The organism is Stenotrophomonas sp. STEN020 (genome assembly GCF_056760195.1).
Genome location: NZ_JBRREI010000128.1, coordinates 1 through 289 on the forward strand (window position 1 = coordinate 1; position 289 = coordinate 289).

The 289-nt window shown below is 67.1% G+C and carries 1 protein-coding gene; it reads right to left on the reverse strand.

The genetic code is table 11. The features are described 5' to 3' along the window. Positions 1-289: transposase (locus ACVOLZ_RS22320; RefSeq protein ID WP_481518046.1), on the reverse strand; the 289-nt coding region annotated here is incomplete at both ends.

The following is a 289-nucleotide window of genomic DNA, read 5'->3' on the forward strand; positions in this document are numbered from 1 at the left end:
CATCCATGCCGTCGTCGCTACCCGCGCTGTCGGACAGGAACACGGATTCGTCTTCGCCTTCGAGCCAGCCGCGGCGCGACAGGTGCCGGCACACGCGATGCGCGATGGTGTTGGCCAGTTCCGTCAGTTGCGCCGATGTGGGCGCACGGGTGCGGTGCAGGCGCGGCTTGCGCTGCGGACGCTCGGTGGTGTCCTCGTACACGCCGTCGAGCCACAGCATGTGGAAGTGGATGTTGAGATTCAGCGCGCTGCCGAAGCGCTGGATCAGGGTCACCACGCCGCATTGCGC